Annotated in this window: 10 protein-coding genes; 1 reads left to right on the top strand and 9 read right to left on the bottom strand. The window is 70.9% G+C overall.

Annotation, left to right across the window (positions count from 1 at the left end; all coding sequences use genetic code 11):
• Positions 1 to 3: 3 nt before the first annotated feature.
• The 3 genes from OG936_RS39255 to OG936_RS39245 form a co-directional block, all read right to left on the bottom strand.
• Positions 4 to 513: a GNAT family protein gene (locus OG936_RS39255; protein WP_331755386.1), complete on the bottom strand. Its 510-nt coding sequence runs from the start codon at positions 511 to 513 to the stop codon at positions 4 to 6.
• Between the two features lie 1,440 nt (positions 514 to 1,953).
• Positions 1,954 to 3,330: an extracellular solute-binding protein gene (locus OG936_RS39250; protein WP_331755385.1), complete on the bottom strand. Its 1,377-nt coding sequence runs from the start codon at positions 3,328 to 3,330 to the stop codon at positions 1,954 to 1,956.
• A 3-nt stretch (positions 3,331 to 3,333) separates the two neighbouring features.
• On the bottom strand, positions 3,334 to 4,917 hold the full coding sequence (locus OG936_RS39245) for a class I SAM-dependent methyltransferase (protein ID WP_406500871.1): 1,584 nt from the start codon (positions 4,915 to 4,917) through the stop codon (positions 3,334 to 3,336).
• Positions 4,918 to 5,183: 266 nt separating this feature from the next.
• Here OG936_RS39245 and OG936_RS39240 point away from each other — a divergent pair, with 266 nt between their 5' ends.
• Positions 5,184 to 7,313, top strand: coding sequence for a molybdopterin oxidoreductase family protein (locus OG936_RS39240; protein ID WP_331755383.1), 2,130 nt, complete (start codon positions 5,184 to 5,186; stop codon positions 7,311 to 7,313).
• A 47-nt stretch (positions 7,314 to 7,360) separates the two neighbouring features.
• Here the strand turns inward: OG936_RS39240 and OG936_RS39235 are convergent, their stop codons facing one another.
• The 6 genes from OG936_RS39235 to OG936_RS39210 all read right to left on the bottom strand — a co-directional run bounded on the left by OG936_RS39235 (position 7,361) and on the right by OG936_RS39210 (position 16,173).
• Complete coding sequence (locus tag OG936_RS39235) at positions 7,361 to 8,725, bottom strand: FAD-binding oxidoreductase (protein WP_331755382.1); 1,365 nt, start codon at positions 8,723 to 8,725, stop codon at positions 7,361 to 7,363.
• Between the two features lie 398 nt (positions 8,726 to 9,123).
• Positions 9,124 to 9,483: a YciI family protein gene (locus OG936_RS39230; protein WP_406500869.1), complete on the bottom strand. Its 360-nt coding sequence runs from the start codon at positions 9,481 to 9,483 to the stop codon at positions 9,124 to 9,126.
• A gap of 44 nt (positions 9,484 to 9,527) precedes the next feature.
• The gene (locus OG936_RS39225) at positions 9,528 to 9,656 is read right to left on the bottom strand and encodes a hypothetical protein (protein ID WP_406500867.1); all 129 of its coding nucleotides are present in this window, start codon (positions 9,654 to 9,656) and stop codon (positions 9,528 to 9,530) included.
• A gap of 95 nt (positions 9,657 to 9,751) precedes the next feature.
• Positions 9,752 to 11,281 (bottom strand): 4-hydroxyphenylacetate 3-hydroxylase N-terminal domain-containing protein, encoded by a 1,530-nt coding sequence (locus OG936_RS39220; RefSeq protein ID WP_331755380.1) that lies wholly within the window; start codon positions 11,279 to 11,281, stop codon positions 9,752 to 9,754.
• 54 nt (positions 11,282 to 11,335) lie between these two features.
• Complete coding sequence (gene cmdF / locus OG936_RS39215; RefSeq protein WP_331755379.1) at positions 11,336 to 12,955, bottom strand: tyrosine 2,3-aminomutase; 1,620 nt, start codon at positions 12,953 to 12,955, stop codon at positions 11,336 to 11,338.
• Positions 12,952 to 16,173, bottom strand: a complete 3,222-nt coding sequence (locus OG936_RS39210; protein ID WP_331755378.1) for an AMP-binding protein — start codon at positions 16,171 to 16,173, stop codon at positions 12,952 to 12,954. The genes cmdF and OG936_RS39210 overlap by 4 nt, the downstream gene beginning before the upstream one ends.
• Between the last annotated feature and the right edge of the window lie 426 nt (positions 16,174 to 16,599).

Below are 16,599 nucleotides of genomic sequence, written 5' to 3'. Positions count from 1 at the left end.
CCTCTATCCGACGCCTGCGGACCAGTCGGCCTTCGCCAAGCTCATCTGCAGCGCGGACCAGGGCTGCCCGTCCACTCGTTCCACATCGGGAAGCACCTGGTCCACGCGGAACCCGAGTCGTTCATAAAGCCGCACCGCGTTGCCGTTGTGGGCGAAGACCCCGAGCTCCACTCGCTCCAGGCCCAGTTGAGCGAACGCGAACGTCAGCACTTGAGTCAGCAACGCGGCCCCGTACCCCTGACCTCGGGCATCCGGGGCGATGAGCACCCGCCCGAGCCTGGCAGACACGCCCTCAGCGTCCAACCGCAGCGACGCATGCCCCACGAGCTGGCCGTCCGGACCGACTCCCGTCCAGGTCCGCCGCCCCGGCTCCGCCACATAGGCGGCGAGTTGCGGATCATCCAACGGCCAGGTGAACCCGGGACCAGCCCACGTCAACAGCTCGGCCGGCCCGGATATCCACGACACGATCACACCAGCGTCCGCAAGGGTGAACGCGCGCAGCTCAACCACAGCGCCACCCACTGTCAAGATCGGCTCCCATGCCCCGGAACACTACCGAGGCCGAGCACACCCCGGCCACCCCACGAGACCCACCCAAACAGGCTGAGCGGTTAAACCAAACCGGGGACCAATTGTCACACCGGACAGGGAGATCAACTGTCCGCCCAGAAGGACGGCAAGTGTCCGCGCACACGGATACAGCAGTGTCCGTTGACACACGGTCGCCGGAGAACAGGCTGCGGCGATGAAGGCGAGGTTGATGTCGATGCCCACGTCGTGGGCGAACTCGGCGTCGGTGGGGGTCCTGCTCCAGTCCCAGGCTTCCTCGTCCATGGCGTCCTGAAGGACGCGGCCTTGGGCGAGGGGGTGGGCGTCGTGTGCCTCGGGCGGGACGGGTTCGATCGGCTTCCACAAAGCCCTCTGGGTTGGAGGAGGAGACCCGTCTGCGGTCGGTTTCCGACCATCGGGCGCGGGTTGGGGGGGCGTAGCGCGGTCATGAGTTCCTGGCCGCATACGGCGGTGGATCCTCTCGGGGTGAGGACGCGGTCGGCGTCGGTGCCCAGGAGCCTGGCCAGTGGGGCGGGGCGAGTGGCGGCAGGTTCCAGCCCTCCCGGTCTGACAGGGCTCCCCACCCGGTCATGGCGAGCTGCACGGATGTCGGCCCGACGGCACACGCACCGACATCCGACACACGCTAGTGGTCCTCCCGGCAAGCTTTGCCCCGTCGCGCCGCCCAGCACGCACGCTCCTTCCGGGCAAACATTGCCGGTCGCGGCACTGGTGGCCGTGAGCTCTTGTGGAGCGTGCGGGAGAGCTCTTTGCAGCAGTCGTCCGCGTGGCACGGTGTGTCTGGCGGTGGTGTCTGCAAGGGGAAATGCCAGCAGCGTAGGGGCCCAGGAACGCCATTGCTCAGTGGGAATGGCGGTCAGCGCCTCGTCGTAGTCGAGCAGGAGAGTGAAGGCCAGCACCGCTGCCCAGGGGCGCCAGGGAATTCAGGCGTGCCGATCCAGCTGTCGTCGGCCGGCTGGCCCTCAGCAGCGAAACGGCGTGCCGCCTCACGCAGACGGTGTTCGTGATCGGCTGGAAGGATGTCGATGCCGGGTGCGTGGAGCAGATTGGCGGAGAGCTGCGAAGTGAACAGCCCTGTGTCCGGATTATGCAGGAGGTTCCGGCACAGAGACACAAAGCCAGCGACGTCGCCTGTCTCGGCCCGTGCGAGGAAGTCGCGCGTGGCAGCTGCGTATTCGGCGAAGCCTTCCCACTCACGGGGGCGCGGTTGGCTCCTGGCCAGCCTGCTCCTGTAGCGGACGGATCAGCAGCGCGCCGGTGATGGGCGCCGCCGATCCGCAGGAGTGGCATGTGGTCTCCGATCCGCGACGGCCGCGGACGGTCCGGCGTCAGCGGACCGGACCGTTCAGCCTTATCCCGGGTCGCGTCTCGGGTTGTGTCTCAGGTCGTGCCGGGACCGCGATCTGACGTGCGCGGTGGCAATTCGGCGGTTTCGGGCCAGCGCGCCGCGTGCCGTTCGGCGGTCCGCCTGTTGTAGTCGTCCAGCCGTCGTTGCGCCGCGACCGTCGCCTGCGCGAACCTCCTCACGGGGTCGGCGCCCTGCTCCAGCACGTCCCTCATCGCCTGGACCAGGTCGGCGTGCATGCCCGAGAGCTCGCCGACCAGCGCGCCGGTCGCGGCCGGCGATCCGTCGGAGGCGCCGAGCTGCTTCGGCGCCTCCAGATGGTGCGGCTTCTCGGCAAACCAGCCCTCTGCTTCCAGTAGGCGGTGCGAGCCGTGCGTCACCGGAATGAAGCCGCTCGACTTGTGCCAGGCGGCGGCACCCTCCGGATTGAGCAGGTATTGCAGGAACGCCAGCGCGCCGTCCTCCACCTCCGGCGGCAGCCCGGCGGCCAGAAACAGGGAGTCGCCGCCCAGGACGTCGCCTGAGTACGGCACGGCGCCGTTGCGCGGCAGGCCGTCGGCGACGACCTCGATCCCCGCCTCCGCCCCGGCCGACACCACGGACTGGGCCATCACCGAGGAGTTGTAGAGGAACGCCACCCGGCCCTCGATGAAGGCCTCGAACGTCCCCGCCCAGTCCTGGGCCACGCCGGTGTGCAGGTACAGGCCGTCTTTGTGCAGCCGCTGCCACCACGTGGCCCAGGCCAAAAATTCCTCGGAGGCCAGGTCCACCTTCTGGGCCCGGCCCGACCGGCCGTTGGCGTGGTCGACCAGCAGGCCGCCCTGCTGACACACGGCACCCTGGAAGAACCAGCCGTCGACAGCCCACGCGACGGCATGCGAAGGACCGCCGTCCGGGCGCACGACGGCCCGGCAAGCGGCCTCCAACCCGTCCCAGTCCTGCGGCACCTCGGTGATTCCGGCCGCCCGCAGCATCGTCATGTTCGCGTACAGCAGGCCCGTGGAAACGCTGAACGGCATCGACACCAGTTCGCCGTCGTAGCTGTAGTAGCGGCGCGCGGTGTCGACGAAGTCGTCGAGGACCACCGGCTCACCGAGGATCTCCCGGCGCCCGCCGACCGCCCGCTGCACCGGGGTGAACAGCGGCCCACCGGTCGCGGCGACCGCGTCGCGGGCGTGCTGGGTCTCGGTGAAGAAGACGTCGACGAGCGCCGGGACGCGGCCCTGGTCCAGGATCCGGATGAAATCCTCGCGGCCGGTCTCGGTCCAGTACCGGTACGTCGAGATGCGGACCTCGTAGTCGGGATGCGCCGCGCCGAACTCCGCGGCCCGCCGGCGCACCGGGTCCAGGAACCCCTCGAAGGGGTGGTCGGCGAGCAGTATTTCGACGACGATCCGGCCGTCGCCTCCCACGCCTCAGCCCTCCCGCTTCGCGGTGAGGAACACGAACGTCCCCGGCCCGGACTCCTCGACCACGCTCAACCCGGCGGCGGCCAGCCAGGAGCGGATCTCCTGCGGCTCGAACAGCAGGTAGCCCTCAGGCCGGGCGGGGAAGATGTGCGAGCGTTGGAAGTAGCGGTACACCGGGTCGTCGGCCCAGCGGAAGGTCATCAGGGTCAACGTGCCGCCTGGCCTCAGGCAGCGGCCGATCTCGGCGATCACCTGGGCCGCGTCCGGCATCGCCTGCAGGGCGTTCCAGCAGTTGACGGCGGTCAGGCTGCTGTCGGCGACGGGCAGTTCAAGGGCGCTGGCCCGGACCGCGGCCACGTGTGGCAGTCGGCCGCGCAGCCAGTGGAGCATGGCGTCGTTGAGGTCCAGGGCGATGACCCGGTCGGCGCCGACGGCGTCGGCGACCACCCAGGTCCAGCGGCCGGCGCCGGCCGCGAGGTCCAGGACGGGGGCATCGGTGCGGGCGGCGGCGGCCGTGCGCAGCCGGTCGGCGATGTAGGCGTCCTCGATCGCCGGCGTGATGCCGCCGTCCCAGTTCTGGCCCATGACACGCAGGAAGGCCGGGCGCAGCCCAACCTCGTAGTGCTGGCCGACGGTGCTCATTACGGCGGCGTTCTGGAGCACGTCGGCCTCGATGTCCTCGGCGGCGTCGCTCACGCCGGCGCCGGAGCGCTCCCGGCGGGACAGGTCGAGGATGCCACCGGGGGCGACGGGGTAGAAGGTGGCGCAGCCCTGGCAGCGCGCGCCCCTGTCCTGGAAGGTGAGGGCGCTCCGGCAGGAGGTGCAGCGCAACGCGGATTCGTGCCGGGCGAACGTGGCGCTGTCGGCGGTGCCTGCCGGCTCGTGCCGGGCCGACCAGTACGGGTTCTGGTCGACGACCGGAGTGGGCATTCCGTTGGCCACCGACCACAGGGCCTTGGCGCCGGCCGTGGCCCACAGCGTGCGGGTGTCGTCGTCCCAGGTCGCGGTGATCTGCTCCGGTGTCAGGGTCCTGATCCAGGCCCGGTCGAAGTCCCGCTCCTGCTCGTCGATGTCCCAGTCGAACGGGGAGGGCCAGGCCCGGCCCAGGTCGGGGTCGAGGTGGTCCAGCCGGGTCAGCCCGCGGTCCAGTCGGGTCCGGTCGTCGGGGTCCAGTGGCACACCGCTGAATGCGGACCGGACGCGGGCGCGCTCGTCCGGGAAGTGCGAGAGCAGGTACAGCAGCGCCAGGGTGAGCGGTGTGACGGCTGTGGTGCCGCGGACCTCGTCGAGGAAGGAGGCCAGGCCCCGGCGCACGGCGGTGGCGACCGGGCCGCCGAGCACCGGGTACTCGGCCTCGACGAGCAGGCCGAGGGCGATCGCGAGGTAGCCGCGGTGCGCGGCGTCGGCGTCGTCCCAGGCAACCAGCAGATCGGGGACGGCTTCTCGTGCCGAGGCGGGATCGTTCAGCACTCCGTCGGTCCAGAACGTGCCGACTAGGCGGCTGAACGCCTCGGCCAGCGCTTCGGAGTCTGCTTCACGGAAGGCGGTCAGCGGTCCGGCGGCGGTGGCCGGCTCGGCGTTCGGAGCCATGGCGAATCCTCTCTTCGGCAGGTCTGCCCCCACGATCGCTTGCCCGGCGGCGGCCGACATCTTCGGGAATGCCCAACCGGTCTGCGCCTTCGCATCCAGCGAGAAGGGTCCGCGCCGCGCCGCTGCTAGCGTCTGGAGGCGATCGGACCGTGCGACGCCGGTGAGGTCCGCCTGCCCCACTTCCACGGCCCGGACGACCCGACCGGCGGTGGCCTGGGTGGGGCTGCGCCCGGGGCGTCGGCCCACCCTCGAACTCGGGAGCGAGCATGAAGACTGCACTCCGGACCTGTCCACTGTGTGAGACGTCCTGCGGGTTACGGCTGACCCTGGACGACGCCGGCTCCGTACTGCGGGTCGAGGGCGACCAGGACGACCCGTTCAGCAAGGGCTTCCTCTGCCCGAAGGGGGCGGCGCTGGGCCAGCTCGACGAGGATTCGGACCGGCTGGCGCGTCCACTGGTCCGGGTCGACGGGCAGTTGCGGCCCGCCAGCTGGGAGGAGGCGTTCGCCGAGGTGCACCGCGGGCTCGGCGAGACCATGGCGGCGCACGGCCGCGACGCCGTGGCGCTGTACTTCGGCAACCCGACGTTCCACACCATGGCCGGATTCCTCTACCGACAGCCGCTGACCCAGACTCTCGGCAGCCGCAACGTGTACTCGGCCAGCACCATCGACCAGATGCCCAAGCACGTCGCCAGCGGCCTGATGTTCGGCGATCCGATGGCCGTGGCCGTCCCGGACCTCGACCGCACCGACTACATGCTGATCCTCGGGGCGAACCCGGTGGAGTCCAACGGCTCGCTGTGCGTGGCGCCGAACTTCAAGGGCCGGCTGCGGGCTTTGCAGGAGCGCGGCGGCAAGGTCGTGGTCGTCGATCCGCGGCGCACCCGCACCGCCGAGCTCGCTGACGAGCACCTGTTCATCCGCCCCGGGACGGATGCGTACCTGTTGTTCGGCATCGTGCACACGCTACTGGCCGAGGGACTGGCCTCTCTGGACGTGGAGGTCACCGGGCTCCCCGAACTCAGGTCCCTGGCCCGTGACTTCACGCCGGATGCGGTGGAGCGGGCCTGCGGCGTGCCGGCGGCGACGACCGTGCGGCTGGCGCGGGAGGTCGCGGCGGCGCCGTCGGCGTCCGTCTACGCCCGGATCGGCACCTGCACCGCGGAGTTCGGCTCGACGGCGCAGTGGCTGGTCGACGTCATCAATGCCCTGACCGGGAACCTGGACCGGGTCGGCGGCGTCATGTTCGCCAAGACCGCGGGCCTGGAGATCTTCCGCAGCGGACAGCCGTTCGCCACCGGCGCGTGGCACAGCCGGGTACGCGGTCTGCCGGAGGTCCTCGGCGAGCTCCCGGTCGCCACGATGGCCGAAGAGATCGAGACACCCGGGGATGGGCAGATCCGGGCCCTGGTCACGGTGGGGGGCAATCCGGCGCTGTCCGCGCCGGGCGCCCCGCGTCTGGCGCGGGCCCTGTCCGGGCTGGATTTCATGGTCTGCGTCGACCCCTACCTGAACGAGACGACCCGGCACGCGAACGTGATCCTGCCACCGCCGCGGATCCTGCAGAGCCCGCACTTCGACTTCCTGGTGCAGATCATCATGGTCCGCAACTACGCCCGTTTCTCCCCGCCGGTGCTGCCGCTGGGTCACGACCAGCGCTCCGAGGCCGCGATCCTGGCCAAGCTGTTGCTGATCCTGAGTGGTCAGGGCCCCGACGTCGACCCCGAGGTGTGCGAGGAGATGCTGCTCGGGCAGCTGCTCGCGGCCGCACCGGAGCTGCGTGATGGCCTGGACGGCGCCGACGGGACCGAGCGCATACTGGACGCGCTGCTGAAACTGGGGTCCTACGGTCTATCGCTGGAGGCGATGCGGCAGGCCCCGCACGGCCTGGATCTCGGTCCGCTCCAGCCGCGGCTGCCGGAGATCCTGTGCACCGCGTCGGGGAAGGTCGACCTGGCGCCGGCGGCGTTGGCCGCCGACGTGCGGCGCCTGCTGGATCGGCTGCGGGACCCGGCTCCGGAGATGGTGCTGATCGGACGCCGGCACCTGCGTTCGAACAACAGTTGGATGCACAACGTGCCTTCGCTGGTCGGTGGCAGCAACCGGTGCACGCTGCAGATCCATCCGCGGGACGTGGCCCGCTTCGGCCTCGGGGACCGGGCGCGGGTGCGGTCCGCGGCCGGGGAGGTCGAGGTGTCGGTGGAGGCCACCGAGACGATCATGCCGGGGGTGGTGAGTCTGCCGCATGGGTGGGGCCACAAGGACAGCGGGCAGGCCGTGGCGCGCAGGAACGCCGGTGTCAACGCCAACGCGCTGACCGATGAGCTGGTGGTGGACCCGGTGTCGGGGAACGCGGTGTTCAACGGGGTACCGGTGAGAGTGCTGCCGGTGTGAGGACGGATGCCGAGCGGCGCCGTGCGCGATGCACGGCGCCGCGAGGATCAGTCCTGGTCGGCTTCGGCCGGGACGATGTTGACGTTCAGGTGGAAGACGTTGCAGGGGTCGTGCTCGTGCTTCAGCGCCGCCAGCTGTCGATACACCTGCTGCGGGTACACCGCGTCGATGTCTGCCGGGAGGATGTCGCTCAGGAAGCCGCTGTAGGCGCCGGACATCGACGGGGCCAACGCGGACCAGAACGCCTCGTAGGCGGGCAGCAGCGGCTCGTTCCCCTCCGGGGAGCCGAGCAGCACGCCCATGACCATTGCCTGGGTGGAACGGTGGGGGAACGCGGTCGCGTCCTGCGGCACCCGGTTCAGGGCGCCGCCGATGCTGCGGATCTCGACATACAGGTTCTCGAGGTTGGCCTGTTCGGTGAGGATCGTCGTGACCAGGTCCTCGGTCAGGGCCGGGGTGAGGCGGTTGCGCACGCGCGGGCGCCAGCCCGGGGGAAGGTCGCCTGCGGGCTGGAGGGCGTCGCCGTAGGGCATCAGGCGGACCTGGTCGTCCACGACGGTGCCGAGTTTGCGGATCGGGTCGATGGCCAAGTTGGCGGCCACTTCGTCCTCGCCGGCGTAACAGACCACGATGGCCAGGGGCGGGGTGGCCTCGCCGAAGGTCGGCCAGCACATGGCGGTGGCTGTGAGCTCCTCGGGGGCGGAGTCCATGTGCGCCGCCCAGCCGCGCAGGACGGCGGCGGTCTCGTCGGGGGCGAAGGAGATCTGGCCGAAGAAGACCTGTGCGACCGGCTGTGCCACCACGGTGAAGGAGGTCACCACGCCGAAGTTGCCGCCGCCGCCGCGGATCGCCCAGAAGATGTCCGGGTTCTCCTCGGCACTGGCCGACAGGATGCAGCCGTCGGCCGTCACGACCTCCGCGGCCACAAGGCTGTCCAGGGCCAAGCCGTACTTACGGGCCAGCCAGCCGATGCCGCCGCCGACCAGCAGGCCGCCGACACCCACGCTGGTGGTGTCGCCGGAGGTGAAGGCCAAGCCGTGCGGCTCCAGCGCGGCGGCGACCTGGGCCCACTGCGCGCCGGCGCCGAGGCGGACCAGACGCTCGGACTCGTCCACCACCTCGATGGAGTTCAGGTGCGCCAGGTTCAGGACCAGGCCGCCGACGTTGGTGCTGAAGCCGGCGTTGCTATGGCCACCGCTGCGGGTGGAGATCTCCAGATCGTGCTCGATCGCGAAGGCTATGCCGCGGGCCACGTCGTCGTTGCTGCGGACTCGGATGATCACGGCCGGGTGCCCGGTGTGGACGATCAGATCGGTGAGCTCGTCGTATCCCTCGTCGCCCGGCACGTAAACCTCGCCGGTGATTTCGGCCCGCAGGCACGCGATGACCGCGGGGTCCAAGTCGCTGTTCATGATGGTCTCTCTTCTTCCGTTGAGCAGCACCCGTCGGCGCTGTCCTCTTCCTATACCTGTCAGTCGGAGCCGAAGCGCGGATCAAGACATGCGCCGGCATGCCGGTTTCCGCGGTGGGACGGTCTGGAGGGGGTCCTCTGCGGGAAGGGGTCCCCATGGCCGATATCCGCCACCGCGTCACGACCGGGGAGGGCGCCGCCGTCATGGCATCCGACTGGAACCGTCGGGCACGTCCTGCGGGGACTCTACTACGGCAACCACGCACGGCTTCCACGTGGTGACGCAGCGCTACATCCCGTCGGGTGTCTTCCGCCAGGCCCTGTCGGGCGCGGCCGCCGGGGCGGCGCGCCGCCCCGCTGGCGGCGGATGACCGCCGCCAGCCAGGCGCTACCGGCGTCTCAGCCCTCCTCGGGCATCTCGAAGAACGGCCGGACCTCGACGGCGGACCACTGCGCGTCCGGGATCATGGCGGCGAGCTCGACCGCACGCTCCTTGCTGGCCACGTCGACGATGTAGTAGCCGCAGAAGTACTCCTCGGCATCGACCAGCGGGCCTTCGGAAGCGGCCGTCTTGCCGTCGCGCACCCGGACCACGGTGGTCTTGGCGGGCTCGCCCAGGGCCTCCGCGGCGACGAGCTCGCCGGCCTCCTTGGTGACCGCCATCAGCTTTTCGTGGGCGGCGCCCACGGCGGCCTGCTGCTCCTCGCTCAGCGCCTCGTTGGCCTTCGGGTTCAGGTTGATCAGCAGCATGTACTTCATCGTTGGGCTCCTCGCGATCGGGCGCCCGGCGTGGACGCTCCCACCTATAGGTCGGAGCCGTCCCGGGGAACCGGACATCGCGTGCGGAACTTTTCGCCGGGCTGCTCACCGGCCGCGTCGTCGGTGGCGCGGCCGAGCAGTTCCTGCCGCGACGGCGCGTTCGTGCCGTCCATGAAGCTCCCTGGATGTTCCCCCTTGCGGATACGTGCCACTTGGGCCGCGGTCGTCGGCCGCGGCGTCTTCCGGCGTGCCGGTGCGCGCCGTGGTGTCAGGGCCGGTTGATCAGATTCTTGAGGTCCGGGAAGGACTCCAGGTCCGGGACCGTCCAGCCGTCCAGGTCGTACTCGGACATGCATTGCTCGGCGAACTTCTCGTAGCCGGCCAGCTGGCCGGAGGCCAGCTGACTGGCGTACAGCTCGACCCGGGTGTTCTCGTGGTTGCCCGAGTAGTTGCGCTCGTACAGCTCGTGCCGGCTGCCGAACTCGCTGCCGATCGCGTCCCACAGCAGCTTCATGAGCTTGACCCGCTCCATGGACGTGACCCCGCCTGAGCCGCGGACGTACTTGTCCAGGTACGGCCGCGTCTGCGGGTTGCGGAAGTCCTCGGCGCTGGAGGGAACGTAGATCAGCCCACTGGCCACGTCCTGCAGGATGATCTCCCGGATCCGCGGGTAGCCGACCTGCATGAACCATCGGTAGGCCATCCCGTAGTCCCCGTTGGGCAGCACCGCTCCGTCCTTCCACGGCACCGGGTTGCGCGCGGCCGCGTCGGACAGCCCCCAGAACAGGTTCCGCCAGGCCAGCACCTCCCCCAGCCGGCTCTGCACGCCGCGGAAGTCCCGCGTGCCGGTGACCTGCAGCGCCTTGGACAGCAGACCGGCCAGGAACTCCAGCTTCACCGCGAGCCGGATGCAACCGTGGAAGGTGAACCGCTCGGGGAAGCCGGAGCGGGCGGTGAACATCTGCACCTTGCCCAGGTCCCCGTAGATGAAGACGTTCTCCCAGGGGATCAACACCTTGTCCATCACGAGGATCGTGTCGTTCTCATCCAGCCGTGAGGACAGCGGGTAGTCGAAGGGGCTGCCGGCCACGGCCGCGGTCGCGGTGTAGGAAGGCCGGCAGATCAGCTTCACGCCGGGGGCGTCCATCGGCACGGTGGCCACCAGTGCGAACTCACGCTTGCGGATCGGCAGGCCGTAGTGCGCGATGAAGTTGTAGTGAGCCAGCGCCGAGCCGGTGGCCACCACCTTGGCGCCGCTGACCACGAGTCCTGCGTCGGTCTCGGCCTCGACGTGCACGAACACGTCGGCGACCTCGTCCGGCGGCCGGTCGCGGTCCACCGGCGGGTGCACGATGGCGTGGTTCCAGAACAGGACCTTCTCCTGCGACTCGCGGTACCAGCGCCGGGCGTTGTCGGCGTAGGGCCCGTAGAAATCGGCGTTGGCGCCGAGGGTGCCGAGGAAGGAGGCCTTGTAGTCGGGGCTGCGGCCCATCCAGCCGTAGCTCAGTCGGGCCCAGGCCGCGATCGCGCCTTGGGCGGCGACCAGGTCCTCGGCGCTGCGCGGCGTGGTGAAGAAGCGGTGGGTGTACCCGTCGCCGCCGCCGTCGACCGGGCAGGTCAGGACGTCGCGGTAGCGGTCGTCGTGCAGGGCGTCGTAGAGCCGGGCGGTCATGCGCACCGGGTTGTGGAACGCCGGGTGCGTCGTGACGTCCTTGACACGTTCGCCGTATACGTAGACCTCGCGAGCGTCGCGAAGGCTTTCCACGTACTCCTCGCCGGTCATTGGCCGAGTGGCCATTGCTGTCCTGCCTTCCTGTCGGTCCGCCGGGCCCGGGGCCGGCGGACGCCGGTGTCAGAGCAGTTCCACGCCGCAGTCCTCGACGGCGGTGATGAACTCCCCGCGGGTCAGGGCGGCGGCGACAGTCTCGATGTCGTCAGCCATGTACCGGTCCTGATTCAGCGGCGGCACGAGCGAGCGCACCGCGTCATAGGCGGCGCGGCCGGCCGGTCCCAGGCCGTCGTAGCGCCCGGAGACGTCCACCGCCGAGGCCGCGGCCAGGAACTGCACGGCCAGGATGTGCTGGTTGTTGGCCAGTACCCGCCGGGCGTTTCGGGCCGCGATCAGACCCATGCTGACGATGTCCTGGTTGTCGCCGTTGGACGGCACGCTCTGTGTGCTGGCCGGGCCGATCGTCCGGTTCTCGGCGACCAGCGCCGTGGCCGGATACTGCGCCCCGGCGTACCCGCTGCTCAGACCCGGGTCGCCGGCCACCAGGAACTCCGGCAGGCCGTAGCTCAGGTGCCGGTTCAGGACCCGGTTGAGCTGCCGCTCGGCCAGCACGCCGAGCTGGGTCAGGGCGATCGTGGTGAAGTCCATCACGAAGGCCACCGGCTGGCCGTGGAAGTTCGCGCCGTGGAAGACCTCGTGGTCCTCGAAGAACAGGGGGTTGTCGTTCGCGGAGTTGAGCTCGGTCTGCACCCGGGCCGTGGCGTGCGTCAGGGTGTCCCGGACACTGCCCAGCACCTGCGGCATCGCCCGCAGCGAATAGGCCTTCTGCAGGTAGATCTCGGTCCGGGTGACGTCCCCGTCGTCCTTGGCCGCGGCGACCTGACGGCGCAGGTCCGAGTGCTCCACGGTGAGCCCGCTGCCGCGCAGCAGGGCCCGCATGTTCGCCGCCGTGTCGATCTGGCCGGGGTGCGGCCGGGCGATGTCGTGGCCCTCGGGCTGGAACGGCCCCATCGACCCGCGCATCGCCTCCACCAGCAGCGCCGAGACGATCTCGGCGTGCCGCACCTGCTCCAGCGACCGGTCGACGATCAGCGCGCCCAGCCCGGTCATCGCCGAGGTGCCGTTGATCAGCGCCAGGCCCTCCTTGAACTTCAGCTCCAGTGGCGTGATCCCGAGCGAGCGCAGCACCGGGGCGACCGGCCGTCGGCCGTCCGGGCCCAGGAAGTAGCCCTCACCGATGATGGTGGAGGCCACGTGCGCCAGCGGAGCCAGGTCTCCGCTGGCGCCCAGCGAGCCGATCTCCGGGATCGCCGGTATCAGGTCGGAGTTCAGGTACAGGGCCAGCCGCTCCAGGATCTCCGGCCGGACCGCCGAGTAGCCTTTTGCCAGGGCGTTGAGACGCGCGGCGACGATCGCACGTGCCTGGTCGTGAGGGAAGAACGGACCGACGCCGGCGCTGTGGCTGCGGACGAGGTTGGTCTGCAGCTCGGTCTCCCGCGAAGGGTCGACGAGCATGTAGATCATCTCGCCGTAGCCGGTGGTGACGCCGTAGACCGGGGTGCCGGCGCGGACCACGTCCTCGAACACGGCGCGGCTCTTGTCGGCCTTGGCCAGCGACTGGGGCGACAGCGTCACCTCGGCCCGCTGCTCGGCCACGCGGCGGACAGCAGGGATGTCGAGCGTCTCGCCGTCCAGGACGGCTGGAGCGCTGATGGGGGTGGTGGACACGAGGTACTCCTTCATCGGGTTCGGTCGACCAGAGCCGCCAGGGCCGCCAGGCTCTGATGTGCGTAGAACTGGGGGACGGTCACGTCGGCCGCGAAGCGCTGGTGCACCTGGTGCAGCAGCTGCGGGACCAACAGGGAGGTGCCGCCGACGGCGAAAAAGCTCTGGTCGGCGTGCTCCGGCGGCGTGCCGAGCAGGTCCGCCCAGATCGCGGCGAGGTCTGCCTCGGTACCGGTCGCGGGGCGCCGGGCCGCTGCATCGCGCTCGGCGGCGGCAACGGTACGCGCCAGCCGGGGGCGGTCGACCTTGCCGGTGACGGTACGCGGGAGACGGTCCAGGGTGCGGTACAGGGCCGGGAGCAGCGAGCGGCCAAAGCGTCGGCGCAGGTGGGTGCGCCACTCGCTCGGTGAGCCTTGCGGCTCGCCGTCGGGTGGGCTGCGCGGGACGACGCAGATCACCAGGCGGACGGCCAGGCCGTCGCGGTCGGCGCCGGCGACGACGGCGCAGTCGGCGACGGTGGCGTGCCCGGCCAGGGCCGCTTCGACGTCGGTGAGCTCCAGCCGGCTGCCGTAGAGCTTGATCTGGCTGTCCTTGCGGCCGCGGTATTCGAGGGTGCCGTCGGGGCGGCGGCGGGCGAGGTCGCCGGTGCGGTAGCAGGGTGCGTCGATGGACGGGAGGCGGGTGAAGGCGGCGTGGTCGTGGTCGGCGAGGTAGCCGTCGGCGACGTAGGGGCCGGTGATGACCAGTTCGCCGGTGACGCCGGCGGGGCAGAGGCGGTCTGATTCGTCGACGACGAGGACGCCGCGGCCGGGGATGGGGCGGCCTATGGGGACCGGGGCGGCGGCGGGCTTCGCTGACGTACCGGCTGACGCGCTGCTTGGCGGGCCGGTGGTCGCGCCGGTGACGTGTACTGCCCGCCGGTGAACCGGGTGCCAGGTCGCGGCGACGGTCTCCGTCGGGCCGTAGAGGTTGGCGATGCGGACCAGTGGCAGCGCGGCCAGCAGTCCGTCGGCGAGTTCGCCGGGCAGTGCTTCGCCCATCAACAGCAGGGCCCTGAGTGTGCCCAGTCGTTCGGCGGAACGGCGCTCGGTGAGGACGCGGAGCAGTTCGCGGGCGAAGCTCGGCACGGTCTGGAGTACGCCGACGCGTTCGGCGGCCAGCCAGTCCAGGAGGCGTTCGGGGTTGGCACGGATCTTCTCGGGCACCGGGCACAGCGTGGCGCCCGATCCGAGCGCTGCGAACGTCTCGGCCAGGGCAGGGTCGTGTTCGGCGGCCACCCACTGCGCGACGCGTACGTCGGGTCCGATCTCGAACTCGGCGGCCATCCACGCGGCGAACTGCGCGAGCGCGGCGTGACTGTGCGCGATACCTTTCGGGACGCCGGTGGTGCCGGAGGTGAAGGCGACGTAGGCGCGGTCGGTGAGCCTCGGCGGCGTGGGCGGCGAGGAGGGGGCGGATGCTCGCGGCGCCGGGTCGGGCTCTCCCACCGTGACGACTTGGCCGCCGGTGGTCATGCGGTACCGGTCGAGGAGTTCGTCGGGGCCGGGGGCGGCAGCTCCTGCGGTTCCGGTCGCTCCAGGGGCCACCAGCATCGCCACTGGCTTCAGCGCCTCGAGGACTGCCCGGCCGCGGTCTCCGTTGTCAGCGGTCCCGAACCAGCTCAGATGTGCGCCGGCCGACAACACCCCGAGCAATGCGGCATACTGACGCACTCCCACCGGCAGCCGCACCACAACCGGATCACCGGCCCGCACCCCGGCGGCCCGCAGGTCCTCGGCGACCCGTATCGCGGTGGCGTACAACGCACGGTAGGTCAGCGTGCCGTCGGGACCGTCAACGGCCACCGCGTCCGGGTCCTGCGACGCGCGCCTGCTGATCGCCTCCACGATCGTGTACCCGGGCGCGCCGTCATCGGCCCGCCGGTCAGCCTCGTCGGCGGCGCGTGCCGCTCTGCCGGGACTGTCGAGCGCCAGCTCACCGACGGTGGTGTCCGGAGCCCGGACGGCGTGCCGAAGCAGCGTACGGAACTGTCGCAGGATCATCCGCGCAGTCTCCGGCCCGAACTGGTCCGCGTCGTAGAGCACGGTGACGGCCGGCCCGCTGCCGCTGTCTTCGACTCGCAGCACCAGATCGGCCGGTGCCGGCCCACCGTGTTCCGGGCAGGGCTCGACGACCGCACCGGGAATCGCCAACACCGGCTCCGGCCGCCCCCGATAGTCGAACACGACATCGCCCAACGGCACCCGCCGCACGTCGCGGACAACCGGCAGCGCCCCGAGCACACGCGCCAGCGGAACGGTACGCCGCGCCATCGCCTCGGCGGCCAGTGCCGTGCCGCGCTCGAGGACGTCGTTGAAGCTCTGCCTCGCCTGGATGTCGGCCGGCAGGATCAGGACGTTCGTCGCCGCGCCCGCCCCGCCCTGCGAGACCGGTACCGCGACAGCCACCCGGTCGCCTCCGGTGTAGCGGTGCAGGAGGACCTGGAATGCGGTGAGCATCACGACGTACGGGCTGCTGCGCCTGGCTTCGGCACAGCGTGCGACGGCGCGGCCGAGCTCCGGGTCGGCCGGGGCGCCGGCCGTTCCCCACCGTCCCGAGACCCGATCCGGACGCGGACGGTCCGCGGGCAGCGGAAGCTCGCTCGGCAGCGGGTTCAGCGCATTGACCCACCAGGCCAATGCCTCAGGGGATTCGGCCTCCGCGGCGGTCACCCCGCCGTGGGGAGTGTCTGTCAGGAGCTCTCTCCCAGCGCACAGTTCGGACAGTTCTTCGACCAGCGTGTCCAGGAAGTCCTCGTCGGCGAATGCGCCAGGAACCGCCAACCGGACCCGATGCTCCTCGGGCCCGCAGCGTGTGACCGTCATCTGTGCCCCCGGCACGCCGACCGGATCGGACCCGCCGCCGCCGGCCGGCCCTGACTCCCCCTCGCCGGCCGGTCCGCAGTGCGCCTCATCGGCCTGCCCGCTGTCCACCTCGCGCAGCCGAAACGCCTGCGTCCCGGCACGCGCCCAGACCCTCCGCACCGGCACGCCGTCCCGCAGTACCAGCGCCGACCGGAGTTGCTCGTGCCGGTCCACGAGCGACCGCCACGCCACAGCCAGCGCCGCCACGTCCAGGTCGCCGACCACCCGGTACGTCCGGCTTCGCGGCGTCGGCTCCTGACCGAGCGCACGCAACAGCCACAGCCCTTGCTGCACCTCGGTCGCCGGCACATGCCGGTACGCGGGGTCGGTCATGGACAGCCTCCATCAATCATTCGGCACTGCATGGGAATCGGACAGACCGCACACCACGCCACATCGGGGCTCCGGTTCACAGCGAGCGGCTCCTGACTACACAATGACGACTGCGTCCAACAGCGGCATCTCCTGGAGTGCGGCTGTCATCGCCGTCCGCCCGCACCGGATCCGGGTATGCCGCCGGCATCGCCCGGTGCCGTCGCCCCCTCGGCCCGCCCGGTGCGCCGCCGGCTTTCCTGACAGGTCGTCAGCATCCACTGCGCGTGCCGCCGGGCCGGCAGTCACGACGCGCGGATGGCGCGCTCGGCGGCTGTCTTCTTCTCCCCGGGCGGCGGGCGCCTCTCCCCCGGCGGTGGCGATGTCGTCACGCGTTCGTCGAACCGTTCGTCGCCGCCCACGGTCCGCCGCCACACCGACCCGCCC

The sequence above is a fragment of the Streptomyces sp. NBC_00846 genome (genome assembly GCF_045207325.1).
Lineage (GTDB): Bacteria > Actinomycetota > Actinomycetes > Streptomycetales > Streptomycetaceae > Streptomyces.
Note: the sequence above shows the minus strand (reverse complement) of the source record. Positions and strands in the feature narration are given on the sequence as shown.

Coding starts and splice junctions, on each gene's coding strand:
- OG936_RS39245 (WP_406500871.1), bottom strand. CDS start 4,917: ATGGCTCCGAACGCCGAGCCGGCCACCGCCGCCGGACCGCTGACCGCC.
- OG936_RS39240 (WP_331755383.1), top strand. CDS start 5,184: ATGAAGACTGCACTCCGGACCTGTCCACTGTGTGAGACGTCCTGCGGG.
- OG936_RS39235 (WP_331755382.1), bottom strand. CDS start 8,725: ATGAACAGCGACTTGGACCCCGCGGTCATCGCGTGCCTGCGGGCCGAA.
- OG936_RS39230 (WP_406500869.1), bottom strand. CDS start 9,483: ATGAAGTACATGCTGCTGATCAACCTGAACCCGAAGGCCAACGAGGCG.
- OG936_RS39225 (WP_406500867.1), bottom strand. CDS start 9,656: ATGGACGGCACGAACGCGCCGTCGCGGCAGGAACTGCTCGGCCGCGCC.
- OG936_RS39220 (WP_331755380.1), bottom strand. CDS start 11,281: ATGGCCACTCGGCCAATGACCGGCGAGGAGTACGTGGAAAGCCTTCGC.
- cmdF (WP_331755379.1), bottom strand. CDS start 12,955: ATGAAGGAGTACCTCGTGTCCACCACCCCCATCAGCGCTCCAGCCGTC.
- OG936_RS39210 (WP_331755378.1), bottom strand. CDS start 16,173: ATGACCGACCCCGCGTACCGGCATGTGCCGGCGACCGAGGTGCAGCAA.